Genomic DNA, 22,743 nt, shown 5'->3' on the forward strand with positions numbered 1-22,743 from the left:
CGTCTACTCATGCTTACTTATTCGGAGATGCTCACCCTGCACCACGCCGCGCTCGCCGACACCACCCGCCTCGTCGAGCAGGCCGCCCAGGGCCCGCTCGACCTCGCGACACCGTGCGACGAGTGGGACCTCGCCGCGCTGCTGTCGCACATGATCGGCCAGAACCACGGCTTCGCGGCCGCTCTCGGCGACGGCGACGCCGACGTCGCGCTCTACGCCGGTCCGGAGGTGACGCCGGACGGCGTCGTCGCCGCGTGGGAGGCGTCCGCGACGGCGCTGCGCGAGGCGTCCGCACGCGCGCAACCAGACGCCCCCGTCCATCTGGCCGAGTTCGACGCCCAGGTCTCGGCGACGCTCGCCCTCGGCATGCAGCTCCTCGACACCGCGGTGCACGCCTGGGACGTCGCCGCGTCGCTCGGCACCACCTATCGCCCCGACGACGCCACCGTCGCCTTCGTGCTCGAGAGCGCCGGCCCGATCGCCGCCCGCCCGGGCGGGACGCCGGGCGTGTTCGCCGCGCCGCTCACCGCTACCGGTTCCGACCCGTGGACCGACGCCCTGCGCCTGCTCGGCCGGGACCCGCAGCCGGCCGGCTGACCATCCCGAGCGCGACGCCCGCCACCACGATCGCGACACCCAGCCAGACGGCGGGTCCGGGCACCGGCCCACCGAGCGCCACACCGCCCACGGCCGAGGCCACGGGGACGACGCCGGTGAACAGCCCGGCCCGCCCCGGACCGATCCGGCCCACGGCGGTGTACCAGAGCAGGAACGCCACGACGGTGACGCCGAGCGCCAGGTGCAGCGTGGCCGGCAGGTGCTCGGCCCGCAGGGTCAGGACGGCGTCCGGCCCCTCGACCGCCACGCTCAGCACCCAGAGCGCCACGGCTGCGATCCAGACGGCGTGCAACGAGACGCCGTGCGGGCCGAGCCGGCGCAGCACGGGGACGGCCAGCAGCGTGAACCCGGCCTCGCACACCAGGGTGAGCAGCGCGTAGCCGATTCCCGCCGCGTCCGTGCGTCCGCCGCCCGTGACCAGGACGGCGCCCAGGGTCACCACCGCGGCGGCGCCCACCACGGCCGGCGTCGGCCGGGTCCCGCCCAGCAGGGGTCCCACCAGGGCGAGCAGCACGGGTACGGCGGCGACCGCCACCCCGATCACCGCGGGCTCGGCGTGCGCGACGCCGCGGACCACCCCCACGTTGAACAGCACCAGCCCGCTCAGCGCCACGCCCGCGAGCCAGGCCCACTCCCGGCCACGGGGTGCGGGCAGCGCCCGGCCGGTCAGCCGTAGCACCACCGCCAGCACCAGGGCCGCCAGCGTGTAGCGGACGGCCTGCACCGCGAACAGCGGCGCTTCGGCGAGCACCCCCGAGACCGCCACCTGGCTGCCCACCAGCGCCATGCCGAGCGCCGCGAAGAGCGGGCCGGTCCAGGCAGGGCCGGGCTGGTCGGTTCGGGGGCCGGCGTCGTCGTCCTGCGTGGGGCCGGTGCCGGGGCCGGGGCCGGAGATGGTGCCGGTGCCAATGTCAGGGCTGGTGCTGGTGGTCATGTCCACGAGCCTGCCCGCGCTTTGGTATATCTGACAGAGCCAAGATCACGAAGATCGAAGGGACCAAGATGGCCGGGGCCGACTTCCTCCAGCTCGACCCCGCTCATGCCCCCGCGGGCGGGCTGACCGCCTGGCTCGCCGAGGCGGTGCGGGGTGCGGTGTCCGACGGCCGCCTGGTCCCGGGCGACCGGCTCCCCGCCACGCGGGTGCTCGCCGAGCAGCTCGGCTGCTCCCGCGGAGTGGTGGTCGACGCCTACCGGCGCCTGACGGACGAGGGGCTGCTCGCCGGACGGCGCGGCGGCGGGACGACGGTTCGGGCCGCGTGGGCCACGGCTTCCGGCCCCGCGGGGCCGGCGGAGGGCCACGGGGAGCGGGCCGCCGCGCCCGGCACCCTACCGGCGGCCCGGCCGCCGTCGTCGGGCCTCGCGGGCGGCCCGCCCGGTGCGTTCGCGCCGGCCGGCCCGGGCGCACCCGGCGCCCCCGGGACCGACCTGATCGACCTCTCGCCCGGCCTGCCCGACCTGTCCGCGTTCCCGCGGGCCGCCTGGGCCCGTGCCGAGCGCGCGGCCCTGGACGGCCTGGCGTCGAGCGACCTCGGCTACGGCGACCCGCGCGGCCTGCCCGCGCTCCGCGAGGCGCTCGCGGGCTGGCTCGCCCGCACCCGGGGCCTGCGCGCGCATCCCGATGACATCCTGGTGGTCAACGGCGTCTCCCAGGGCCTGATGCTGCTCGCCCGGGCGCTCGTCGTCCGTGGCACCACCCGGATCGGGTTCGAGGACCCGGGCTCCTACGGCGCGCGCGAGCACCTGCGCCGCTGGGACCTGGCGCCCGTGCCCGTGCCGGTGGACGGGCACGGCCTCGACGTCGCCGCGCTGGACCGGTCGGGGGTCGACGCCGTCCTGGTCACCCCCGCGCACCAGTTCCCCACGGGTGTCGTGCTCGCACCCGGCCGGCGGCGCGCGCTGGTCGCGTGGGCGCGGTCCGGAGCGGCACCGGGTCCGGACGGGCTGCCGGGCCGGCTCGTGATCGAGGACGACTACGACGCCGAGCACCGGTACGACCGCCCGCCGGTCCCCGCGCTGCGCGCCCTCGCGCCCGAGCACGTGGTGCACCTGGGCAGCGTGTCCAAGACGCTCGCCCCCGGGATCCGGATCGGCTGGCTGCTGGCGCCCGCCGCGCTGCGGTCCGAGCTGGTCGAGGCCCGGTACTGGACCGACCTCGCCGGCCCGGCGCTGCCCCAGCTCGCCCTGGCCCACTTCATCACCTCAGGCGGTTTCGAGCGGCACCTGCGCCAGGTCCGACGCCGGCACCGGGCCCGGCGCGACGCCCTCCTGGCGGTGCTGGCCACCCACCTGCCCGGCGCCACGGCCCACGGCGTGGCCGCCGGCCTGCACCTGCTGGTCACCCTCCCGGGCGTCGACGACGCCGACGTGGCCCGGCGCGCCGCCGAAGCCGGGGTCCGCGTGCACCCCCTGTCGGCCCACCGAGTGGGTGACGGGCCGCCCGGGCTGGTGATCGGGTACGCCGCCAACCCGCCGGACCGGCTGGCCGAGGCGGTGGTGCGCATCGCGCGCGTGCTCCGACCCGCACCCGGCGCCGGTGCCGCAGCCGTCGGCGTCCAGCCGCTCACACCGTGACCGCGATGCCGCCCCCGGCACGCGGTGGATCTAGGCTGGGCCGTGGCTCGCTCCGCGAGCCCGCCGGGCGACCCGCCCGGCCACGAGATCCACACCTTACGAATCGGAGCATCCAGCGATGGCTCGCCACCTTGTCACCAGTGCGCTTCCGTACATCAACGGCATCAAGCACCTGGGGAACATGGTCGGGTCGATGCTCCCGGCCGACGTCTACGCGCGGTACCTGCGCCAGCGGGGCCACGACGTGCTGTACATCTGCGCCACCGACGAGCACGGCACGCCGGCCGAGCTGGCGGCGGCCGAGGCGGGCCTGCCCGTCGCGGAGTTCTGCGCCGGCGCGCACGAGACGCAGAAGAAGATCTACGACGGTTTCGGGCTGTCGTTCGACCACTTCGGCCGCAGCTCCTCGACGCAGAACGCCGAGACCACGCAGCACTTCGCGCGGCGCCTGAACGAGCACGGCTTCATCGAGGAGCGGGCGATCCGGCAGGTGTACTCGCCGGTCGACGGCCGGTTCCTGCCCGACCGCTACGTCGAGGGCACGTGCCCCCACTGCGGCTACGACCGGGCGCGCGGCGACCAGTGCGAGAACTGCACGCGCGTGCTGGACCCGACCGATCTGATCGACCCGCGCTCGGCGATCAGCGGGTCGACCGACCTCGAGGTGCGCGAGACCAAGCACCTGTTCCTGCTCCAGTCGAAGCTCCAGGCCGAGGTCGAGGCGTGGATCGACCAGAACAGCAAGGACTGGCCGCTGCTGTCGACGTCGATCGCGTGCAAGTGGCTCTCCGAGGGCCTGCACGACCGCGCGATCACGCGCGACCTCGAGTGGGGCGTGCCCGTCCCGGCCGACACCTGGCCCGAGCTCGCGGCCGACGGCAAGGTCTTCTACGTCTGGTTCGACGCCCCGATCGAGTACATCGGCTCCACCCAGGAGTGGGCGGACGCCGCCGCACCGGGCGAGACCCGGGACTGGAAGTCCTGGTGGTACGAGGCCGACGACGTGCGCTACACGCAGTTCATGGCCAAGGACAACGTCCCGTTCCACACGGTGATGTTCCCGGCCACGCAGCTCGGCGTCCGCGAGCCGTGGACCATGGTCGACTACGTCAAGGGCTTCAGCTGGCTCACCTACTACGGCGGCAAGTTCTCGACGTCGCAGAAGCGGGGCGTCTTCACCGACGCCGCGCTGGAGATCCTGCCCGCCGACTACTGGCGCTGGTACCTCATCGCGAACGCCCCGGAGTCCGACGACTCGTCGTTCACCTGGGAGCACTTCGCCGGCACGGTGAACAAGGACCTGGCCGACACGCTGGGCAACTTCGTCAACCGCGTGCTGACCTTCTCCGCCAAGCGGTTCGGCGAGACCGTCCCCGCGGGCGGCGAGCCGGGCGCCGCCGAGGAGAAGCTCGGCGCGGAGGTGGCCCGGCTGCTGGCCGAGTACGAGGGGCACCTGGAGGCGCTCCAGTACCGCAAGGCCGCGAACTCCCTGCGCGCGCTGTGGTCGGCGGGCAACGCGTACCTCGTCGAGAAGGAGCCGTGGAAGCAGGTCAAGGTCGACCCGGAGGCGGCGGCGGTCTCGCTGCGCACGGCGATGAACCTGATCCGCCTGTACGCGGTCGTCTCCGAGCCGTTCGTCCCGCAGACGGCGGCGACCCTGCGCGCCGTGTTCGCCCTCGACGGCGACACCGCGACCTGGGTCACCCCGCAGGCCGCGACGTCGCTCGACGCGGTCCCGGCCGGGACGGCCTTCACCGTCCCGCCGGTGCTGTTCGCCAAGATCAGCGACGACGACCTGGACGCCTACCGCGAGCGCTTCGGCGGCGGCGAGTCCTGAGTCCGGCAGGCAACTGCCGACGTCACGGCGGTCGCGGCCGCGCGGGGTCAGACCTGCGCGGCCGCGAGCTGCTCGCGGACCTGGCGCTTGGCGCGGGTCAGCATGCCCGCCATGCCGTTCAGGCGCAGCAGGCTCACGACCTTGGTCAGGCCGAGCTGCAGCGGGTAGTCCTCGGGCACGTCCAGCACCTGCTGCGCCGTCAGCCCCGTCAGGCCCTGCGCCAGGATCGAGGCGAACCCGCGCGTGGTGGGTGCCTCCTCGGGGGCGCTGGCGTGGAAGGTGACCACCCCGGCGTCGTCCACCTCGGCGAACGCGTAGACGGGGGACTGGCACTCCTGCACCCGCTCCAGGCGCTCGGGCGCGTCCGCGTACCGCTCCGGCAGCGGCGGCAGCTCGCGCGAGACCTCCAGCAGGAGCTGGAGCCGGTCCCGTTCGGGCGTCTCCAGGAAGGCGTCCCGCAGCTCGGCGAGAGCCTCGGGCAGTTCGACGTCGTTGGTGCTCATCCGTTCATCCTTTCACCGTCGCGGCGGCCGGGGCGAGCCGCGGGGCACGGCCCGGGCGAGTGGGCCGACGGCGTCGTAGCGTGGCCGTATGGCCGGGAACAAGGGGTCGAAGAAGGGGTCCGACGGCGGCCCCGACCGCTGGTCGCAGGGCGTCACCGAGGGCAGTGACGCCCTGGACCTGGAGGAGGGCGTGTTCACCTGGGCCGACCCCGCGCGGATCGCCCGGTCCCTCAAGCGGTCGGCCGAGGCGAGCGACCGGCGCAAGAGCTCCCCGTACCGGTCGGCGATGTCGATGCTCACGTTCTACGTCAACCGTGCGGGCAAGGACCTCGACGCCGACCAGCGCGAGGTGCTGGAACGCGCCAAGGACGAGCTCCGCAAGGCCTTCGGCCGCGCCTGACCCGTCAGACCGTGCCTGGTTCCGCGCCCGTGGCGACCGGGACGCGCACCGCGTTGCCCCACTCGGTCCACGAGCCGTCGTAGTTGCGCACGTTCGGGTACCCGAGCAGGTACGTCAGCGCGAACCAGGTGTGGCTGGAGCGCTCGCCGATGCGGCAGTAGGTGACGACGGCGTCGGCCGGGTCGAGGCCCAGGCCGGCGGTGTAGATCGCGTCGAGCTCCGCGCGCGTCTTGTAGGTGCCGTCCTCGGCCACCGCCGTGGCCCACGGGACGTTGCGGGCCGTCGGGATGTGGCCGCCGCGCAGCACGCCCTCCTCGGGGTAGTCCGGGATGGCGATGCGCTCGCCGGTGTACTCCTGCGGCGAGCGGATGTCGACGAGCGGGCCGTTGCCGAGGTGTGCCAGCACGTCGTCGCGGAAGGCGCGGACCGTCGTGTCGTCGCGCTCGACCACCGGGTACTCGACCGGGGCGGGAGCGGGGACGTCGGTGGTGAGCTCGCGGCCCTCGGCGCTCCACAGCCCGCGGCCGCCGTCGAGCAGGCGTACGTCCTGGTGCCCGAACAGCGTGAACACCCACGCCGTGTACGCGGCCCACCAGTTGTTCTTGTCGCCGTACAGCACGATCGTCGTGTCGCGCGTGATGCCCTTGGCGCCCATCAGGGCGGCGAACGCGGCGCCGTCGAGGTAGTCGCGGACCTGCGGGTGCTGCAGCTCGGTGTGCCAGTCCACCTTCACCGCGCCGGGGATGTGCCCGGTCTCGTAGAGCAGGACGTCCTCGTCGGACTCGACCACGACGATGCCCGGGTCCTTGAGGTGCTCGGCCAGCCACGCCGTGCTCACGAGCCGTTCGGGGTGGGCGTACTGCGCGATCTTGTCCGACGGGTCGATGGGAGCGGGCATGGTTCCTCCTCGATGAGCGTGCACTGTCGAGTCTAGGAACACGGGGCGGGCCCCGGATGATCCCGGAGGTGCCGATCAGGACAGCCGTCGCTCCAGCACGCCCAGGTGGGCCCGTGCCCGCGCGGCCTGCGGCCCGCCGGGCTCGGCCAGCCGCACCAGGAGGGTCCAGGCCGTGTGGTCGTCCGCGCCCTCGTCGCGGGCGGTCCACTGCTCGACGGCGACGACGTCGTCGCAGGCGTGCACCCCCGCCCGGACCTCGGCCTCCAGCTCCTCGCGCAGCCGCTCCACGCCGGGCGCGACCGAGCGGCGCAGCAGCGGCTCGGGGTACGCGGACAGCGCGCCGCGCACGTCGCCGCGGCTCAGCCGGGAGCGCACCGTGTCGACGTCGGACCGGAGCATCCGGGCGAGCCGGTAGGGGCGGGACCCGGCGAGCAGCGGGCCGTCGAGCACGCCGTCGGCCACCCGGCGCAGGCGGGAGATCTCCGCCCGGACGGTCACCGGCGACAGGTCGCCCGGGTGCAGCAGCACGGCAAGCTCCTCGGCGCTGAGGCCGCGCGGCCGCTCGCCGAGCAGCAGCAGGATCTCGGCGTGCCGCAGGGAGAGCCGGCGGCCGCGCAGCGTCGGCGTGCCGAGCAGGCGCAGGTCGGGGACGCGGTCGGCCGCGCCGCCCGCCGGGCCGGCGTCCCCGTCCGGGGCGACGTCGGCCGCCCAGGGCGCGCGGCCGGCGTCCGCCCCCGCCGCACCCGCGGCCTGGAGCGCGAGCTCGCGCTCGACCATGGCGACCGTGGTGCGCACCAGGGCGCGGGCGACGTGCGACCCGGCGGCGCTGCCCCCGGTCAGGTCGAGGACGCCGATGATGCCGCCCGCCGGGTCGTGCACCGGGGCCGCGGTGCAGCTGAGCCGCTGAACCGGGCGCGCGAAGTGCTCGGCGCCGAGCACCTGGACGGGGCGCCGCGCGGCCAGTGCGGTGCCGGGCGCGTTGGTGCCCACGGAGTCCTCGCGCCAGAGTGCGCCCTCGACGAAGCCGACGCCGTCCACGGCGGAGCGCACCTGCCCGCGGCCCTCGACCCACAGGAGGCGGCCGACGTCGTCGGACACCGCGACCACCAGCCCGTCGCCCGTCGCCCCGCCCACCAGGTCACGCACGAGCGGCATCGCGACGGCCAGGGGATGGGCGCTGCGGTACTCGTCCAGCTCGTCCGACGCCGCGACCGTGACCGTGCTCGGCCGGTCGGGGTCCACACCGTTGCGCAGGCTCCGTTGCCACGACGCCGCGACGATCGGGTCGATCCCGTCGGGCTCCAGCGAGCCGGCGGAACTGACGAAGCTCTCATATGCCGCGCGAACCCAGCGCGCGTCCCGGTGTGGCACCTGCTGCATGCTGCCCCTCACCCTGTCCCGACGTCGTCGTCGAACCACGCCAGTGTAGGCATCGGACCAAGTTCATCAACAAGTTGTCCACCGTGATCCCCAAGTTTTCCACCGTCTCGGGGCGGTTTTCCACAGATCACAAGTGCATTACGGTCTCGCCGCGCGCGCCGCGGAAAGTAGTCTTAGCGTCAATAGCACCGGTAGTTAAACGGGCTTCGCGTCCGACAGATAGTTTTCATGAGAACTCTCTTTGGGGGAAGAGTTGAACACCGTCGCTTTAGCTAGACCGGAATCGCAGATGTCTGGAACTGATGAACAGGCCGGAGACAGTCCGAGCCGTGCACTGCCCGCGATCGAGCTCGCCGACCTGCCCGCGCTCGACACCCCTGCGCCGCCGCTCGAGCCCGACGCCGGCCTCGACCTTGCTGGCGCGCGGGGCCGCCGCCGGTGGACGTTCGGCGCCGCGATCATCACGTGCCTGGCGGTCGCCGTCACGCTCTGGTCGATGTCTGCCCGCGCGGAGGAGACCGGCCGCATCCTCAGCCTGACCGCCCAGATCGACAGCCAGGTCACCAGCACCTCGGCCCGGTCGCACGACCTCGCCGCCGTCCTCGAGACGGCCGAGCGGGTCTACGAGGGCTCGGAGGGCCAGGTCGCGGACCCCGCCACCCGCGACGTCCTCGCCCAGGCGCTCGCCGAGGCGCGCCAGGCCGGGGCCCAGCGGCTGACCGACGCCCCGCCGACGTCGGTGACGCAGGCCCGCACCCTGCTCGCCCAGGCCACCCACATCGAGACCTCGCTCGACTGGGCCGTGGAGGACCTGCGCGTCGCCGTCGACATGGTGCAGCAGTCGCAGGGCGCGCAGCGCGCGCTGGACACCCGCGAGCCGGTCGGCAACCGGACCGTGCTCACGTCGCACGACGGCTCCTGACCGACCCGCGGTCCGCCGGCCGCCCGGAGCGCAGGGTCCGCCTCGAGAACGACCTCGGCGACCAGGAGCGCGAAGATCGGTGTCCGGCGTCATTCCGCGGCGGTGCACTGCCGCCGAGGATTCGAATTCCGCATTGAACGCGTCCGGCCGAAAATTCCCGGACGATTCGTCGGCGGTAAAAAGATCTCCAGCGCATTCTGTATGTCTTTCGATCGGGTGTGTCGAAAGCGCGCCCGGGTGACAGCCGCCGTCCCGTGTCGAGATCACCCCACGGTCACCCCATCTCGCGGTAGGCGTCGACCAGGTCGACGAACTCCGCGCGCAGCCCGTACGGGTCGGCACCCAGGGCACCCGCCGCTCGGGCGCGGGCCCCGTCGAGGTTCGCCTCCGCCCGGTGCTCCGAGCCCGTGGCGATCAGCCCGAGCTCCGCGACCGCGGAGGCGAACTCGAAGTCCGCCGACGGCGTCGTCGTGTAGGCGGCGGAGCCGACCGGGAACTCCACCTCGGTGCTCGCGGCGGACGGCCCCTCGTCCGGGGACTTGTACCGCACGTGCACCGTCATGAAGTCGTCGCTCGTGCTCGGGCCGTCGCCGGCAGGGACGAGCTCGTAGAACGCCGTCACCGAGTGGCCCGCGCCCACGTCGCCGGCGTCCTTCGTGTCGTCGTCGAAGTCCTCGTCCGCCAGACGCCGGTTGTCGTACCCGAGCAGCCGGTACGAGCCGACCACGGCCGGGTTCAGCTCGACCTGCAGCTTCAGGTCCTGGGCGACGACGAACATCGTCGAGCCGAACTCGTCCACCAGCACCTTGCGCGCCTCGGCCAGGGTGTCGATGTACGCGTAGTTGCCGTTCCCGTGGTCCGCGATCGCCTCCATCATGCTGTCCTTCAGGTTGTACATGCCGAAGCCCAGCACCGACACGTAGACCCCGGACGCCCGCTCCGCCTCGACCAGCGTCGTCAGCTCCTCGGGCGAGGACGGGCCCACGTTGAAGTCGCCGTCGGTCGCCAGGATCACCCGGTTGTTGCCGCCGCGCACGAAGTTCTTCTCGGCCAGCTCGTACGCCGTGGTCAGCCCAGCCGCGCCACCCGTGGACCCGCCGGCCCGCAGCGACCGCAGGTGGTCCACCAGCACGCCGTGCTCCGAGCCGGGCACCGAGTCGGCGACCACCCGGTTGTCGCCCGCGTAGGTCACGATCGACACCCGGTCACGCTCGTCGAGCTGCTCCACGAGCAACGCGAACGACTCCGCCAGCAGCGGCAGCTTGTTCGGCTCGTCCATGGACCCGGACACGTCCAGCAGGAAGACGATGTTGTTGCCCTCCGACGTCGGCAGTGCCTCCGTCGCCTGGACGCCCACCATCGCGAGCTGGTGCTCCGGGTTCCACGGGGCCCGCGCCACCTCGGTCGTCACGGAGAAGGGCTGCTCGGCCCCGGCGGCGGGCGCCGGGTAGTCGTAGTCGAAGTAGTTGACCAGCTCCTCGATGCGCACCCCCTCGGGCGCCACGCCCTGGTTCACCTGACGGCGCAGGTTCGAGTACGACGCCGTGTCGACGTCGGACGAGAACGTGGACAGCGGGCTCGTCGCGACGTCGAGGAACGGCGACTCGGGGGAGTCGTCGTACTCCTCGCCCGCGGGGTCGGTCGGGCCGGGCTCGGGGAAGGGTTCCAGGGCGGGCGGCACGAACGCCTCGTCGCTGCGTGCTTCCGGGGCCGACGCGCCGTCCAGGGCCTGCGCGCCGTCAGGGGCGGGAGCCGTGTCGGGGGCCGACAGGTTCGTTTCCGTGACGGAGTCCGACCCGCCGTCCTGCGCGGTGCAGCCCGCGAGCGCCAGCACCACGGACAGCGCCGCGGCGAGCGGGACCAGCAGCGGGACCGCGGGGGCGGGGTGGCGTGGTGCGAGGTTCATGGGGCTTCTCCTCGGTGTCGGCTCGTCGCACGGGCACGGTCGGCCCGGCGATCTGTCCTCATCTGTCCATCTGTGCCGGCGGCCGCCTGGCTTGCCACCACGAGGTCACGGTCGGGTTGCAACGCGGATGCAACGCCCCGCTGCCTACCCTCGCCGCACTCGGGTGCACCGGTGCGCCCGGGGCGCGGCTCCGCCGCCGGGCATCCCGGGGCGGGCGCGAGATCCTGCGAGGAGGCAGACCATGACCGTGTACGCAGCCCCAGGTACCGAAGGTGCCATCGCGAGCTTCCGGCCCCGGTACGACCACTGGATCGGCGGCGAGTACGTACCCCCGGCGAACGGGCAGTACTTCGAGAACCCCAGCCCGGTGAACGGGCGCACGTTCACCGAGGTCGCGCGCGGCGACGCCGACGACATCGACCGGGCCCTCGACGCCGCGCACGGCGCCGCGCCCGCGTGGGGGCGCACGTCGGTCACCGAGCGCGCGATCATCCTGAACAAGATCGCCGACCGCATGGAGGAGCACCTCGAGGAGCTGGCCGTCGCCGAGACCTGGGAGAACGGCAAGCCCGTCCGCGAGACCCTCAACGCAGACCTGCCGCTGGCCATCGACCACTTCCGCTACTTCGCAGGCGCGATCCGGGCCCAGGAGGGGTCGATCAGCGAGATCGACGGCGACACGATCGCCTACCACTTCCACGAGCCGCTGGGCGTCGTCGGGCAGATCATCCCGTGGAACTTCCCGATCCTGATGGCGGTCTGGAAGCTCGCCCCGGCGCTCGCGGCGGGCAACGCCGTGGTGCTCAAGCCGGCGGAGCAGACGCCGACGTCGATCCTGTACCTCATGGAGCTCATCGCGGACCTGCTGCCGCCGGGCGTGGTGAACGTGGTCAACGGGTTCGGCGCGGAGGCGGGCAAGCCGCTGGCGAGCTCGTCCCGCATCCGCAAGATCGCGTTCACGGGCGAGACCACGACGGGCCGCCTGATCATGCAGTACGCGTCGCAGAACATCATCCCGGTGACGCTGGAGCTGGGCGGCAAGTCGCCGAACCTGTTCTTCAGCGACGTCGCCGCGGCGCACGACGAGTTCTACGACAAGGCCCTGGAGGGCTTCACGATGTTCGCCCTCAACCAGGGTGAGGTGTGCACGTGCCCGTCGCGCGCGCTCATCCAGAGCGACATCTACAGCTCGTTCCTGGCCGACGCCGTGGCGCGTACCGAGGCGATCAAGCAGGGCAACCCGCTGGACACCGACACGATGATCGGCGCGCAGGCCAGCAACGACCAGCTCGAGAAGATCCTCAGCTACTTCGACATCGGCAAGGCGGAGGGCGCCAAGGTGCTCACCGGCGGGCACCGGGCCGAGCTGGAGGGCGACCTCGCGGGCGGGTACTACGTGACGCCCACGATCTTCGAGGGCAAGAACGAGATGCGGATCTTCCAGGAGGAGATCTTCGGGCCGGTGGTGGCGGTGACGGAGTTCGCGGACTACGACGACGCCATCAAGATCGCCAACGACACCCTGTACGGGCTGGGCGCGGGCGTGTGGACGCGGTCGAGCGCGGCCGCCTACCGGGCCGGCCGGGCGATCGAGGCGGGCCGGGTGTGGACCAACAACTACCACGCGTACCCGGCCGCGGCGGCGTTCGGCGGCTACAAGGGCTCGGGCGTGGGCCGCGAGAACCACAAGATGATGCTCGACCACTACCAGCAGACCAAGAACCTCCTGGTCAGCTACTCCCCGGACAAGCTGGGCTTCTTCTAGGCCGGCGCGGGGCACCACGCCGGGCGGGAGGCCCGGCCGGTACGTCACCGGCCTCCCGCCCGGCGGTCCGGTTCGACTTCGAGCTCTGGGAGGTTCCATGTCCGACGACGTTCGACCGGCCCCGGCGGGCGGGTCACCCGCGGCACGTGTGGCCGTGACCGACGACGCGGCGGCGCTGCTCGTGCGCCTGCGGGACAAGCACGGCGAGCTGATGTTCCACCAGTCCGGCGGCTGCTGCGACGGCTCGTCGCCCATGTGCTACCCGGACGGCGACTTCATCACCGGCGACGCGGACGTGCACCTCGGTGACCTCGCGATCCCGGCCGCGGAGGCCGGATCGTTCACCGTGCCGGTCTGGATGAGCCGCAACCAGTTCGAGTACTGGAAGCACACGCACCTGACGATCGACGTGGTGCCGGGCCGCGGCGCCGGGTTCAGCGTCGAGGCGCCGGAGGGCGTGCGGTTCCTCATCCGGTCGCGGCTGTTCACCGACGACGAGTGGGAACGGCTTGAGGCCATCGGGGCCTGACCCCGGGCACCGGTCTGTCCGATCCAGCGCCCGCGGCGTCGATCAGCCGGGCATCGTCGGGAGCAGCTGCTTGCTCCGGGGCGAGCGCCAGGACGCCGTCCGCCGTGGCGAGGAAGAACGCGGCGACCGTGAGCCCCTGCTCGGCGGCGGCGGACCGGAGCGCCGCGTGCCAGGCCCGGTCCTCGTACGAGGGATCACCGGGGCCGGGGCGTTCCAGCACGACCACCACCGATGCGCCCGGCTCGCCCCGCAGGATCTGGTGCCAGGCCTGGCCCAGGTTGCCCACCCCGATCGGGTCGGGCAGCTCCGGCACCAGGTCCACGGGGACGACCATGGGCAGCGGGCGGCGCTCGCCGTCGAGCAGGGCGAACCACAGCGTACGGCGCCGCGGCCGGATGCCGCCGTGCAGGAGGTGCGCGAACGCGAGGAGCGCCGCGTCGTCGACCAAGGGCTGGCCCGGGATGATCTCGCTCGATGCTGTCATGACGACGAGTCTGGGCGAGGATGCCAGTGGACATGAGTTATCCACAGGTTCATCTGTTTGGCAGTTCTTGGTCGGTGGGAAGAGGGGCTTGAAGTTGACGCGGCGTCAACCTCTACGGTGGTGAACATGCAATGGTCCATCCAGGAGATCTCGCGGTTGACCGGCGTCACGAGCCGCACGCTGCGGCACTACGACGCCGTCGGCCTGCTGCCCGCCGTCCGCACGACGGACGCCGGCCCGCGCCGCTACGACCGCACCGCGCTGGTGCGGCTGCAGCGGATCCTGCTGCTGCGTGATCTCGGGCTCGGCCTCGGCGCCATCGCCGAGGTGCTCGACGCCCAGCGGGACGAGGCGCAGGCACTGCGCACCCACCTCGTGTCGCTGCGGGCGGAGCAGGGCCGGCTGGCCCGGCAGATCGCGTCGGTCGAACGGACCGTCGCGGATCTCGAGAAGGACCCGGACACCACCAAGGAGAGCATCATGGCGAAGGACATGTTCGACGGTTTCGACCACACGCAGTACGAGCAGGAGGTCACCGAGCGCTGGGGCGGCGACGCGTACCGCAAGAGCGACGCGTGGTGGCGCGGGCTCACCCCGCAGGAGCAGCAGGAGTGGAAGGGCCGGGTCGCGGAGCTCAGCAAGGACTGGGCCGACGCCGCGGCGGCGGGGACCGACCCGGCCTCGGACGCGGCACAGGCCCTGGCGGCCCGGCACGCCGAGTGGCTCGTGTCCGTGCCGGGCACACCGGGCGCGGCCCAGCCGCTGCCCGACCGCGGATACCTGCTGGGTCTGGCCGACATGTACGTGGCGGACGACCGGTTCGCCGCGAACTACGGCGGCACGGAGGGCGCGACGTTCGTCCGCGACGCGCTGCGCGTCTTCGCGGAGCGGGCCTATCCCGCCGCGGCTGACGCGGACGGTGCGTACTGAGCTCGGTACAGGTCGCGCAGCAGGCAGATCTCCCCGCCGTGCGCCATGGCCTCGCGACCGAGATGGGTCACCAGCGCCGCCATCGGGAACTCGGCGTACGCGAGGCCCTTGGGGCCGATCGGGCGCAGCAGCGACTCGTCGTCCAGCGCGGCGATGCCGGCCTGCCACGACCGGTAGCCCTCCTCGAGCATGGCCAGGCCGCCGGCGGCCGTGACCGGGGCCTCGGGCCAGTGCCGCGCGTCGAACATGTCGGCGTCGGGCGGTGCGTCGGTCGGGCCGAACAGGGCCCGGGCGCGCCGCCCGAACACGTCGCGGCCCACGTGCACCATGCGCCAGGCGATCGTGGTCACCGGCGGGACCTCCGGCTCGGGCACCTCCTGCTCGAGCCGGGGCACCCCGTCGGCCCCGGCGCGCACGCTCCACGCCGGCGACGCGGGCTCCCAGAGATACTCGGTGTCGGTGAGCCCCTCCAGGCGGGGCCACAGGTGGAAGTCCCAGTAGAACGAGAGCTGGTCCAGGAGGAGGTCGCGCCACACGGAAGCGGGTGGTGTCGGCGGTATGGTCGGTTCCGTCGTCGTCATGCTCGGACAGTACGCCCGGTCTCTGACACCCGGTTTCAAAGGTAGCCTCTGCCCCATGCGCGACACCGCCGCCGAATCTCCGCAAAAACCCCGGGTGACCTGCTGGTTCGCAGGTCTCACGACGCTCGATGTGATCCACCGCAGCGCCGTCCGGCCGGGCCCCGACGAGAAGATCACCGCCGTCCGCCAGGACGTCTCCGCGGGCGGGCCCGCGGCGAACGCCGCGGTCATCGCGGCGACGCTCGGGGCGCGTGCGCTCCTGATCAGCGCGATGGGCACCGGGCCGGTGGGTTCGGCCGCCCGGGGCGACCTGGAGCACCACGGCGTGGAGATCCACGACACGGCGCACGGCCGGGAGATCCCCATCGCCGTCTCGGCCGTGCTGGTCGACGACGTCACCGGCGACCGGTCGGTCGTCTCGCCGGACGCCACGCTCACCAACGGCCTCGACGTGACGTGCGTGGAGCTGGACACCCTGCCGCGGCCCGACGTCGTGCTGCTGGACGGGCACCATCCCGACCTGGCGCGGAGCGTCCTCGCGTACGCCCTCGCCCTGGAGCCCCGGCCGCTGATCGTGCTCGATGCCGGCCGCTGGCGCCCGGTCTTCGCGGACCTGCTCGGCGCGGCCGACGTGGCCGCCCGGTCCGCGGACTTCCGCGCCCCCGACGGGGCCCCCGCGTCCAAGGCCGTAGTCACGACGCACGGCTCCGCGCCCGTGACCTGGTGCGACAAAGACGGACGGGACGGATCCACCTACGTGCCGAGCGTCGCGGTGCGCGACACCCTCGGCGCGGGCGACGCGTTCCACGGCGCCCTGTGCGTGGCGCTCGCCCAGGGCGCCGGGCTGGAGTCCGCGGTCCAGGAGGCGATCCGCGTGGCGTCCATCCGCGTGCAGCACGTCGGCCCCCGGTCCTGGCTGGAGTACGCGGCGTGCGCCTGACCACCGCGGAACTCGTCGAGCGCGCGGCCCGGCTCGCCGACGACGCCGTCCGCGCGGGCGAGGCGCGGGTGCTCGGCATCACCGGCCCGCCCGGCGCGGGGAAGTCGACCCTGGCCGCCGCCCTCGCCGACGGCCTGCCGCCCGGTACCGCCGTGGTCGTCGGGATGGACGGCTTCCACCTGTCCAACGCCGTGCTGGAGGCCCGCGGCAGCCGCGCGCGCAAGGGCGCGATCGACACCTTCGACGACGCCGGCTACGCCGCGCTGATCGGCCGGATCGCGGGCCGCCGGCCGGGCAGCCCGCAGGTCTTCGCGCCGGAGTTCCGCCGCGAGATCGAGGAGCCGGTGGCGGCGGGCACCGTCGTCGCCGACGAGCCCCTGGTGATCACGGAGGGCAACTACCTCCTCGCGCCCGACGGCGCCTGGCCTGCCGCCCGCGCCCGCATGGCCGAGATCTGGTACGTCGACCTGGCCGACGCCGAGCGCCTGCGGCGCCTCGTCGCGCGCCACCACGCGTTCGGCAAGCCACTCCCCGACGCCGAGGCGTGGGCCCGCGGCTCCGACCAGCGCAACGCGGACCTCATCGCCACCACCCGGGACACCGCGGACCTCGTCGTGGAGTGGGTGTAGCCACCCGGTCAGCCGATCTCGAGGACCGCTACGCGCCACACCCCGCGCCGGGCCTCCAGCCGCACGGCCGCGGCGCGCACCCGCCCCTCGTCGTGCAGGATCACCGTCGCCTCGGCGGACGAGGCGCCCAGCCGGACCAGCCGCACGCGCCGCACCGCGGCGGGGTGCGCCTTAGGCCGCGGCGGCCGCACCTGCCGGGCCTCCCGCATGAGCCGGCCCCGCTCCAGCAGCTGGTCGTAGACCTGTGGCGTCACCCAGCGGGCGAGCTGCGCCGCGGGGCGCTCCCCGCGCAGCACCTCGACCGCGGCGCGGACCACGCGGCAGACCTGCGCGGTGGGGTCGGGCAGGGTGGGGTCCGGCTCGGGCACCGGCCGGCCCGACAGCGCCTCCAGCGCCGCCGCCGCGTTCTGCAGCTCGGGGTACGGCGTGCCGCCGATCCGCATGCGGCGCAGCCGCCGGCCGATGCCGGGCCCGGTGACCGGTCCGGCGGGCGGCACGGCGGGGCGCTGGGCGGGCGGCGCCGTCGCCCCGGCCGCCGGGCGAGGTGTGGTGCGGCGGGTGCGGGACGGCGGGGCGGCCTCCGGCACGGGAGCAGTGGCATCGGGTGGGCTGTCGAGCGTGGTCATCCGGGATCTCCTGGGGGCGCGATGGGTACGGGTCGGGGTGCGCGACGGCGCTCAGGGCCGGTGCAGCACCGTGCCCGGCCGGATCAAGTCCGGGTCGGGGCCCAGTACCCGACGGTTGGCGTCGTGCCACCGGACGACGGCCTCGGCGATCTGGGCGTCGGACGGCGCGACGTCGCGGGACGACCCGCCGGACGGCCCGGCGCCGGGCGGCTGCTCGGCTGTGAGCTGGTCGGCGGCGAGGGCCCACAGCGTGTCGCCCGCCTCGACCATCACGGTGGGTTCCTCGCCGGCTCCCGCGTGTCGGTCCTGGTCGACCAGGGATGCCCGCCCGGGCGCAGGTCCGGGGCCGGAGGGGTCCGAGGCGTCCGAGGCGACCGACCGGCCCTGATGGTCCGTCGGTTCCCCGCTCACCGCGCTCGTCGACCGCCAGCCGAGGTCGAGGACGACAGCGGGCCCCGCGTCCGCGGCGGGGACCGCGCCGGTGGGCAGGGCCATCGCCGTCGGCGCGGCGAGCGCCAGGCCGAGCCCTGCGCCCGCCGCGACCCGGGCCAGGCGCCGCACCACGGCCGGCGCGTGGCGGGCCACGGCGCGTTCGGCCGCCGCCCAGCGCCTGCCGCGGCGGTCCGCGACGACGCAGGCCAGCGCGAGCAGCGCGTGCACACCCGTCCAGCCGGCCACCACGGTGCCGACGGCGACCGCCGCCAGCTCGACGATGTCCTCCACCGGGAACAGCGCCGCGCCGAGGCCGGACCCCACCTGCCACGTGCGCGTGCCGAGCACCCCGCACGCCGCGACGAGCGCCGTCCCGACGGCGAGCAGCCCGAGGAGCCCTCGCCAGGCGCCTCCGGTCTCCGCGTCCCCGGCGCCCGAGGTCGCGTCCGGGGCCGGGGAGCCGGCCGGTGGGCGGCCCGCATGCGACAGCCCGCGGCCATCGTCGTGGCGGTCGGCAGCCGGTGCGTGCTCAAGGGCGTGCGTCAACATGGTTCCCCCTGCTGCGGTGTGATTACAGACATTACAAGCGCGGACGGCATCGGTGATGTTGTTTGATGTCGTCCGGCGCTCGTTATTCAACAGGGGTGTCCGGAGGGTGTCCACCGGAGGGCGAGATGCCTGTGGATGGCGCAGGGTGTCTGCATGACATCCGTGCGCTCGACCGGCCCCACGCGCTGGGAGGCCCTCTTCAGTGATCTCGAGGCGCAGGCGCGCGCGCAGGCGGTGGCGGAGACCGACGCGCTCGTGTCCGAGCTGACGCGCGCCGAGCATGCGACGATGACGCTCGCCGACAGGTTCCGCGCCGTCGTCGGCGCGGTGGTGACGGTCGAGCTGCTCGACGGTGCACCGTTGCGCGGCGTCGTGCTGGAGGCGGCGGACGAATGGGTGCTGCTCCAGGGGCTCCGGCCGGAGCCGGCGAGCCAGCACCTGGTGCCGCTGGCCGCCGTGACGGCGGCGCACGGGTTGGCCCGTCAGGCGACGTCCGCGACGTCGCGGCGGGACTCCCTCGGGCTGGGGCCGGTGCTGCGTGGCCTGCAGCGCGACCGGGCCCGGGTCGCCGTGCGCACCCTGAGCGGCGTGTGGGCGGGGCGGATCGCGCGCGTCGGCCGCGATCACCTGGACGTCGACCTGTTCGACGGTCGCGGAACGCGGCTGGTTCCCTTCACCGCCCTGCTGGTCGTGAGCGAGGCACCCTAAACCGACTGGAATGCCCGGAAATGGACAGCGGGACCGGTCTCACCCCGTATGGAGTGTGCCGGTCCCGTCATGTACGACGCGGCTTTTCAGCCGTCTGCTCAGCCGTCAGCGGCCGCAGATCCCTTGAGCCGCTCACGGCTCTTTGCGTACATACGCTCGATGTACGACTCGAGCTCGGCTGCCTCGACGCGCCAGACCTTCTTGGGCCCCACCTGGATGGCGGGAAGGTCGCCGGTGCGAACGAGTGCATAGCCCTGGGCCATCGAGATGTTGAGGGTCTCGACCACATCCGCCAGAGAGAGAAAGCGCTTTTCCATGGGAACAGTGTGGCACGAGACACCGACATGAGGGGGTTATCCACAAGAAGTGTTTATCTGATGCCGGATCGGCGACGTTCGATCACTATGGTTCCGGCGCTCTGCCCAGGCTGTGCGTCATTCCACCCGGGTTCGGGGTTCAACTTGTACTCGACGCCCTACCCAAAGTCCACCAAAGTACGCGGAAGGACCGAGATGACGTATGCCCCGGCCACCCCGGCGCCCGCAGTCCGGGACCAGGGTCTCCCCGAGCCGGTCGCGACGAGGCTGCGCAGGCCTGGCTGGCGCGATCCGCGGCTCGTGACCGGGCTCGTCATCGTCGCGCTGTCCGTCGCCTGCGGTTCCTGGGTGGTCTCGGCGGCGAGCCGCACCGTACCGGTCTTCGTGGCCGACGGCGCCCTCACGCCCGGTGCGGCCCTGACCGCCGACTCGCTCCGCACGGTCGACGTCCGGCTCGGGTCCGGAACGGGCCGCTATCTGTCCGCCGCCGAGCCGTTGCCGGCGGACCTGGTGGTGCTCCGCGTGGTGGACGACGGCGAGCTGGTGCCGTTGACGGCCCTCGGCGCGGATGCTGCCGTCCGCTCGGTCGCCGTCCCCGTGACCTCGGGACTGTCCGACCGGATCCGGGCCGGCGTGGTGGTCGACCTGTGGTTCGTCCCCGACGTGCCCGTCTCGCGCGAGGCAGGCGCGGCCCGACCGGAGCCGGTCACACTGGCGGAGGGCGTGGTCGTCGAGCAGGTGGACGCGCAGGACGGCGCGATCGTCGTGGACGGCACGGTGACGCTGCACGTGCTGGTCCCGGAGGACGTGCTGCCGACCGTGCTGGCCGCGCTCTCCGACGCCGGCACCGTCGCCGTCGTGCCCGTGGCGGGCGGCGTCCGGTGAGCGAGGAGCGGACGGTCACCGTCCTCGTCGCGGTGCAGGCGCCCGAGGAGGAGGCGGCGGTGGTGACCGTGCTCGGCGCGCAGCCCCGGACGACCGTCTCCCGGCGGTGCGCGGAGCTCGCCGAGCTCCTGGCCGCGGCGGAGGCGGGTGCCGGCACGGCCGCCGTCGTCTCCGGGGACCTGCCCGGCCTGGACCGGGACGCTGTGGCGCGGCTGCGCGGCGCGGGCCTGCGGGTCGTCGTGGTCGAGGACCCGGCCACGCCCGCCGCCCGGCTCGCGGGCCTGGGCTGCGACGTGGTGGTCGCGGGCGGTGACGCGGAGAACCTCGTCGCCGCGGTCCGCGGCGACGGCCCGGCCCACGACGACGTCCTCGCGGCAGGTGCCGCCCTGGCTGCGGTGCCCGACGACGGGACCCGGCCGGGCGTGCTCGTCGCCGTCTGGGGTCCGGCCGGCTCTCCCGGCCGCACCACCACCGCCATCGAGCTCGCCGCCGCCCTCGCGGGGGTGGGCGCCACCGCACCGCGCCGTTCGGGCCTGCTGCGCCGGCCGCGCCCGGTGCCCCCGGCGCACGGCACCGTCGTGCTGGCCGACGCCGACACCTACGCCTCCTCGGTGACTTCCCGCCTCGGCCTGCTCGACGACGCGCCCGGCCTGGCCGCAGCCGCCCGTGCGGCCGGCCAGGGGATGCTCGACGTGCGGACGCTGGCCGGGCATGCCCCGGTGGTGCTGCCGGGCGTGCGCGTCCTGACCGGGATCACCCGGGCGTCCCGCTGGCCCGAGCTGCCCGCCAGCTCGCTCGACGTGGTGTTCCAGCGCTGCCGCGAGCTCGCGGCCTGGACCGTGGTCGACTGCGGTCCGGTGCTCGAGGCCGACGAGCTGCTCATGTACGACACGCGTGCGCCGCAGCGCAACGGCGCGACCCTGAGCGCGCTGCAGGCCGCGGACGTCGTCGTGGTCGTCGGCAGCGCCGACCCCGTGGGGCTGCAGCGGCTGGTGCGGGGCCTGGAGGACCTGCGAGACGCCGCGGTGCCCGTCCCGGCGGCGCGCGTGGTGGTCGTGAACCGGGTGCGGGTCTCCGCCGTCGGGCGCCGGGCCGAGGCCCAGGTGCGCGACGCCCTCGCGCGCTACGGGGGAGTGGGCGACGCGCACCTCGTGCCGGACGACCCGGCCGGGCTCGACGCCGCGCTGCTGGCGGGCCGGGTGCTGGCTGAGTGCGCCCCGGGATCGCCCGCGCGGGCCGCGTTCGAGAGCCTCGCGGCGCGGGTCCGGGACCTCGTGCCCGCGGCAGTGTGAGCGGCGATCCGAGCGGCGATCCGAGCGGCGGTCTGAGCGGTGGTCTGGCGGCGGCTCGGCGGCCCGCACGAGGCACATCGCGCGTAACAATCCGCCCGTCCGGCGCGGCTCGGCGACGGAAACCTGGCAACCGGCGCTAGGTTGTGCCCGTGGCCGCCGTGACGAAGGACAACTACGCCGACGACCTGCGTCTGGCGCACGTGATCGCCGACCAGGTCGATTCCATCACCATGTCCCGCTTCCGGGCGCTCGACCTCAAGGTGGAGACCAAGCCGGACCTGACGCCCGTGTCGGACGCCGACCGCGCGGCGGAGGACTTCATCCGGGGCCAGCTCGCCCGCGCGCGTACACGCGACGCGATCGTCGGCGAGGAGTACGGCTCCGCCGGCAGCGGCGCCCGCCGCTGGATCGTCGACCCGATCGACGGCACCAAGAACTTCGTGCGCGGCGTCCCCGTGTGGGCCACGCTCATCGCGCTCGCCGACGGCGACGAGGTTGTCGTGGGCCTGGTCAGCGCACCCGCCCTGGGCCGCCGCTGGTGGGCGGCCAAGGGCTCGGGCGCGTGGACCGGCAAGTCGCTGGCGTCCGCGTCGCGGATGTCGGTCTCCGGCATCTCCCGCGTCGCCGACGCGTCGTTCAGCTACGCGTCCCTCGGCGGCTGGGAGGAGCGCGGCAAGCTGGACGGGTTCCTCGACCTCACCCGGGCGTGCGCGCGCACCCGCGGGTACGGCGACTTCTGGTCGTACATGCTGGTGGCCGACGGCGCCGTCGACATCGCCGCGGAGCCCGAGCTTGAGGTCTACGACATGGCCGCGCTCGTGCCGATCGTCACCGAGGCCGGCGGCACCTTCACCTCGCTCGACGGCAAGCCCGGCCCGTGGGGCGGGAACGCGGTGGCGACGAACGGCAAGCTGCACAAGGAAGCGCTCGACTTCCTGGGCTGACGGCCGCGGCCGGGTCAGCCGCGCGGTGCTCTCTGCGTGGCTTCCTCGGGAACCGCGTGGGCTCCGCCCTCGTGCCTCGAGTGGAGACCACGCGGTC

Annotated in this window: 24 protein-coding genes; 14 read left to right on the forward strand and 10 right to left on the reverse strand. The window is 73.9% G+C overall.

Translation table 11 applies throughout. From position 1 onward, the window contains the following. Positions 1 to 9: 9 nt before the first annotated feature. The gene (locus ACZ7LE_RS05840) at positions 10 to 597 is read left to right on the forward strand and encodes a TIGR03086 family metal-binding protein (RefSeq protein WP_470402373.1); all 588 of its coding nucleotides are present in this window, start codon (positions 10 to 12) and stop codon (positions 595 to 597) included. Here the strand turns inward: ACZ7LE_RS05840 and ACZ7LE_RS05845 are convergent. After that, the gene (locus tag ACZ7LE_RS05845) at positions 530 to 1,552 is read right to left on the reverse strand and encodes a DMT family transporter (protein WP_470402374.1); all 1,023 of its coding nucleotides are present in this window, start codon (positions 1,550 to 1,552) and stop codon (positions 530 to 532) included. The two genes, ACZ7LE_RS05840 and ACZ7LE_RS05845, sit on opposite strands and share 68 nt — an antisense overlap. A gap of 68 nt (positions 1,553 to 1,620) precedes the next feature. On the opposite strand from ACZ7LE_RS05845, the gene pdxR reads away from it, so the two are divergent. After that, positions 1,621 to 3,189, forward strand: a complete 1,569-nt coding sequence (pdxR, locus tag ACZ7LE_RS05850) for a MocR-like pyridoxine biosynthesis transcription factor PdxR (RefSeq protein ID WP_470402375.1) — start codon at positions 1,621 to 1,623, stop codon at positions 3,187 to 3,189. A gap of 118 nt (positions 3,190 to 3,307) precedes the next feature. Further along, the gene (gene metG, locus ACZ7LE_RS05855; RefSeq protein ID WP_470402376.1) at positions 3,308 to 5,026 is read left to right on the forward strand and encodes a methionine--tRNA ligase; all 1,719 of its coding nucleotides are present in this window, start codon (positions 3,308 to 3,310) and stop codon (positions 5,024 to 5,026) included. A gap of 47 nt (positions 5,027 to 5,073) precedes the next feature. Here the strand turns inward: metG and ACZ7LE_RS05860 are convergent, their stop codons facing one another. Then, complete coding sequence (locus ACZ7LE_RS05860) at positions 5,074 to 5,529, reverse strand: SufE family protein (RefSeq protein WP_036970494.1); 456 nt, start codon at positions 5,527 to 5,529, stop codon at positions 5,074 to 5,076. A gap of 88 nt (positions 5,530 to 5,617) precedes the next feature. Here ACZ7LE_RS05860 and ACZ7LE_RS05865 point away from each other — a divergent pair, with 88 nt between their 5' ends. Further along, complete coding sequence (locus tag ACZ7LE_RS05865; RefSeq protein ID WP_470402377.1) at positions 5,618 to 5,929, forward strand: DUF3175 domain-containing protein; 312 nt, start codon at positions 5,618 to 5,620, stop codon at positions 5,927 to 5,929. 4 nt (positions 5,930 to 5,933) lie between these two features. Here ACZ7LE_RS05865 and ACZ7LE_RS05870 read toward each other — a convergent pair whose 3' ends face one another. Both ACZ7LE_RS05870 and ACZ7LE_RS05875 read right to left on the reverse strand, forming a co-directional pair. Beyond that, positions 5,934 to 6,827, reverse strand: coding sequence for a sulfurtransferase (locus ACZ7LE_RS05870; protein ID WP_470402378.1), 894 nt, complete (start codon positions 6,825 to 6,827; stop codon positions 5,934 to 5,936). A gap of 75 nt (positions 6,828 to 6,902) precedes the next feature. Further along, entirely contained in the window at positions 6,903 to 8,207 is a 1,305-nt protein-coding gene (locus ACZ7LE_RS05875) for a transcriptional regulator (RefSeq protein ID WP_470402379.1), read from the reverse strand. A 289-nt stretch (positions 8,208 to 8,496) separates the two neighbouring features. Here ACZ7LE_RS05875 and ACZ7LE_RS05880 point away from each other — a divergent pair, with 289 nt between their 5' ends. Then, entirely contained in the window at positions 8,497 to 9,129 is a 633-nt protein-coding gene (locus tag ACZ7LE_RS05880) for a hypothetical protein (RefSeq protein WP_470402380.1), read from the forward strand. A 274-nt stretch (positions 9,130 to 9,403) separates the two neighbouring features. On the opposite strand, the gene ACZ7LE_RS05885 is transcribed toward ACZ7LE_RS05880, so the two are convergent. Then, complete coding sequence (locus ACZ7LE_RS05885; protein ID WP_470402381.1) at positions 9,404 to 11,035, reverse strand: vWA domain-containing protein; 1,632 nt, start codon at positions 11,033 to 11,035, stop codon at positions 9,404 to 9,406. Between the two features lie 241 nt (positions 11,036 to 11,276). On the opposite strand from ACZ7LE_RS05885, the gene exaC reads away from it, so the two are divergent. Then, the gene (gene exaC / locus ACZ7LE_RS05890; protein WP_470402382.1) at positions 11,277 to 12,800 is read left to right on the forward strand and encodes an acetaldehyde dehydrogenase ExaC; all 1,524 of its coding nucleotides are present in this window, start codon (positions 11,277 to 11,279) and stop codon (positions 12,798 to 12,800) included. 97 nt (positions 12,801 to 12,897) lie between these two features. After that, the gene (locus ACZ7LE_RS05895; protein WP_470402383.1) at positions 12,898 to 13,329 is read left to right on the forward strand and encodes a DUF779 domain-containing protein; all 432 of its coding nucleotides are present in this window, start codon (positions 12,898 to 12,900) and stop codon (positions 13,327 to 13,329) included. Here ACZ7LE_RS05895 and ACZ7LE_RS05900 read toward each other — a convergent pair. After that, the gene (locus tag ACZ7LE_RS05900; protein ID WP_470402384.1) at positions 13,286 to 13,813 is read right to left on the reverse strand and encodes a DsrE family protein; all 528 of its coding nucleotides are present in this window, start codon (positions 13,811 to 13,813) and stop codon (positions 13,286 to 13,288) included. The two genes, ACZ7LE_RS05895 and ACZ7LE_RS05900, sit on opposite strands and share 44 nt — an antisense overlap. Positions 13,814 to 13,939: 126 nt before the next feature. On the opposite strand from ACZ7LE_RS05900, the gene ACZ7LE_RS05905 reads away from it, so the two are divergent. Continuing rightward, on the forward strand, positions 13,940 to 14,743 hold the full coding sequence (locus tag ACZ7LE_RS05905; RefSeq protein ID WP_470402385.1) for a MerR family transcriptional regulator: 804 nt from the start codon (positions 13,940 to 13,942) through the stop codon (positions 14,741 to 14,743). Here ACZ7LE_RS05905 and ACZ7LE_RS05910 read toward each other — a convergent pair. Further along, positions 14,707 to 15,324, reverse strand: a complete 618-nt coding sequence (locus ACZ7LE_RS05910; protein ID WP_470402386.1) for a DinB family protein — start codon at positions 15,322 to 15,324, stop codon at positions 14,707 to 14,709. The genes ACZ7LE_RS05905 and ACZ7LE_RS05910 overlap by 37 nt on opposite strands. 55 nt (positions 15,325 to 15,379) lie before the next feature. Here ACZ7LE_RS05910 and ACZ7LE_RS05915 point away from each other — a divergent pair, with 55 nt between their 5' ends. Both ACZ7LE_RS05915 and ACZ7LE_RS05920 read left to right on the forward strand, forming a co-directional pair. Then, entirely contained in the window at positions 15,380 to 16,264 is an 885-nt protein-coding gene (locus tag ACZ7LE_RS05915; RefSeq protein ID WP_470402387.1) for a PfkB family carbohydrate kinase, read from the forward strand. Beyond that, entirely contained in the window at positions 16,255 to 16,893 is a 639-nt protein-coding gene (locus ACZ7LE_RS05920) for a nucleoside/nucleotide kinase family protein (protein ID WP_470402388.1), read from the forward strand. Before ACZ7LE_RS05915 ends, ACZ7LE_RS05920 begins: the two co-directional genes overlap by 10 nt. 8 nt (positions 16,894 to 16,901) lie before the next feature. On the opposite strand, the gene ACZ7LE_RS05925 is transcribed toward ACZ7LE_RS05920, so the two are convergent. Together ACZ7LE_RS05925 and ACZ7LE_RS05930 are read right to left on the reverse strand one after the other, a co-directional pair. Continuing rightward, entirely contained in the window at positions 16,902 to 17,519 is a 618-nt protein-coding gene (locus ACZ7LE_RS05925; RefSeq protein WP_470402389.1) for an Rv3235 family protein, read from the reverse strand. A 51-nt stretch (positions 17,520 to 17,570) separates the two neighbouring features. Continuing rightward, complete coding sequence (locus ACZ7LE_RS05930; RefSeq protein WP_470402390.1) at positions 17,571 to 18,500, reverse strand: LysM peptidoglycan-binding domain-containing protein; 930 nt, start codon at positions 18,498 to 18,500, stop codon at positions 17,571 to 17,573. Positions 18,501 to 18,653: 153 nt separating this feature from the next. Here ACZ7LE_RS05930 and ACZ7LE_RS05935 point away from each other — a divergent pair, with 153 nt between their 5' ends. Next, on the forward strand, positions 18,654 to 19,208 hold the full coding sequence (locus ACZ7LE_RS05935) for a hypothetical protein (RefSeq protein WP_470402391.1): 555 nt from the start codon (positions 18,654 to 18,656) through the stop codon (positions 19,206 to 19,208). A 98-nt stretch (positions 19,209 to 19,306) separates the two neighbouring features. Here ACZ7LE_RS05935 and ACZ7LE_RS05940 read toward each other — a convergent pair whose 3' ends face one another. Continuing rightward, a complete protein-coding gene (locus ACZ7LE_RS05940) occupies positions 19,307 to 19,525 on the reverse strand; it encodes a helix-turn-helix transcriptional regulator (protein WP_020016485.1) in 219 nt (72 codons plus the stop codon). A 195-nt stretch (positions 19,526 to 19,720) separates the two neighbouring features. Between ACZ7LE_RS05940 and ACZ7LE_RS05945 the strand changes: the two genes are divergently transcribed. From ACZ7LE_RS05945 to hisN, 3 genes are all read left to right on the forward strand, one after another. Further along, complete coding sequence (locus ACZ7LE_RS05945; protein ID WP_470402392.1) at positions 19,721 to 20,410, forward strand: hypothetical protein; 690 nt, start codon at positions 19,721 to 19,723, stop codon at positions 20,408 to 20,410. Beyond that, positions 20,407 to 21,702, forward strand: a complete 1,296-nt coding sequence (locus ACZ7LE_RS05950; RefSeq protein WP_470402393.1) for a hypothetical protein — start codon at positions 20,407 to 20,409, stop codon at positions 21,700 to 21,702. Before ACZ7LE_RS05945 ends, ACZ7LE_RS05950 begins: the two co-directional genes overlap by 4 nt. Positions 21,703 to 21,845: 143 nt before the next feature. Further along, positions 21,846 to 22,646, forward strand: a complete 801-nt coding sequence (hisN, locus tag ACZ7LE_RS05955; RefSeq protein WP_397392303.1) for a histidinol-phosphatase — start codon at positions 21,846 to 21,848, stop codon at positions 22,644 to 22,646. Positions 22,647 to 22,743 lie beyond the last annotated feature (97 nt).

It is taken from the genome of Promicromonospora sp. NPDC110617 (genome assembly GCF_055598465.1).

Coding starts and splice junctions, on each gene's coding strand:
- ACZ7LE_RS05840 (WP_470402373.1), top strand. CDS start 10: ATGCTTACTTATTCGGAGATGCTCACCCTGCACCACGCCGCGCTCGCC.
- ACZ7LE_RS05845 (WP_470402374.1), bottom strand. CDS start 1,552: ATGACCACCAGCACCAGCCCTGACATTGGCACCGGCACCATCTCCGGC.
- pdxR (WP_470402375.1), top strand. CDS start 1,621: ATGGCCGGGGCCGACTTCCTCCAGCTCGACCCCGCTCATGCCCCCGCG.
- metG (WP_470402376.1), top strand. CDS start 3,308: ATGGCTCGCCACCTTGTCACCAGTGCGCTTCCGTACATCAACGGCATC.
- ACZ7LE_RS05860 (WP_036970494.1), bottom strand. CDS start 5,529: ATGAGCACCAACGACGTCGAACTGCCCGAGGCTCTCGCCGAGCTGCGG.
- ACZ7LE_RS05865 (WP_470402377.1), top strand. CDS start 5,618: ATGGCCGGGAACAAGGGGTCGAAGAAGGGGTCCGACGGCGGCCCCGAC.
- ACZ7LE_RS05870 (WP_470402378.1), bottom strand. CDS start 6,827: ATGCCCGCTCCCATCGACCCGTCGGACAAGATCGCGCAGTACGCCCAC.
- ACZ7LE_RS05875 (WP_470402379.1), bottom strand. CDS start 8,207: ATGCAGCAGGTGCCACACCGGGACGCGCGCTGGGTTCGCGCGGCATAT.
- ACZ7LE_RS05880 (WP_470402380.1), top strand. CDS start 8,497: ATGTCTGGAACTGATGAACAGGCCGGAGACAGTCCGAGCCGTGCACTG.
- ACZ7LE_RS05885 (WP_470402381.1), bottom strand. CDS start 11,035: ATGAACCTCGCACCACGCCACCCCGCCCCCGCGGTCCCGCTGCTGGTC.
- exaC (WP_470402382.1), top strand. CDS start 11,277: ATGACCGTGTACGCAGCCCCAGGTACCGAAGGTGCCATCGCGAGCTTC.
- ACZ7LE_RS05895 (WP_470402383.1), top strand. CDS start 12,898: ATGTCCGACGACGTTCGACCGGCCCCGGCGGGCGGGTCACCCGCGGCA.
- ACZ7LE_RS05900 (WP_470402384.1), bottom strand. CDS start 13,813: ATGACAGCATCGAGCGAGATCATCCCGGGCCAGCCCTTGGTCGACGAC.
- ACZ7LE_RS05905 (WP_470402385.1), top strand. CDS start 13,940: ATGCAATGGTCCATCCAGGAGATCTCGCGGTTGACCGGCGTCACGAGC.
- ACZ7LE_RS05910 (WP_470402386.1), bottom strand. CDS start 15,324: ATGACGACGACGGAACCGACCATACCGCCGACACCACCCGCTTCCGTG.
- ACZ7LE_RS05915 (WP_470402387.1), top strand. CDS start 15,380: ATGCGCGACACCGCCGCCGAATCTCCGCAAAAACCCCGGGTGACCTGC.
- ACZ7LE_RS05925 (WP_470402389.1), bottom strand. CDS start 17,519: ATGACCACGCTCGACAGCCCACCCGATGCCACTGCTCCCGTGCCGGAG.
- ACZ7LE_RS05930 (WP_470402390.1), bottom strand. CDS start 18,500: ATGTTGACGCACGCCCTTGAGCACGCACCGGCTGCCGACCGCCACGAC.
- ACZ7LE_RS05935 (WP_470402391.1), top strand. CDS start 18,654: ATGACATCCGTGCGCTCGACCGGCCCCACGCGCTGGGAGGCCCTCTTC.
- ACZ7LE_RS05940 (WP_020016485.1), bottom strand. CDS start 19,525: ATGGAAAAGCGCTTTCTCTCTCTGGCGGATGTGGTCGAGACCCTCAAC.
- ACZ7LE_RS05945 (WP_470402392.1), top strand. CDS start 19,721: ATGACGTATGCCCCGGCCACCCCGGCGCCCGCAGTCCGGGACCAGGGT.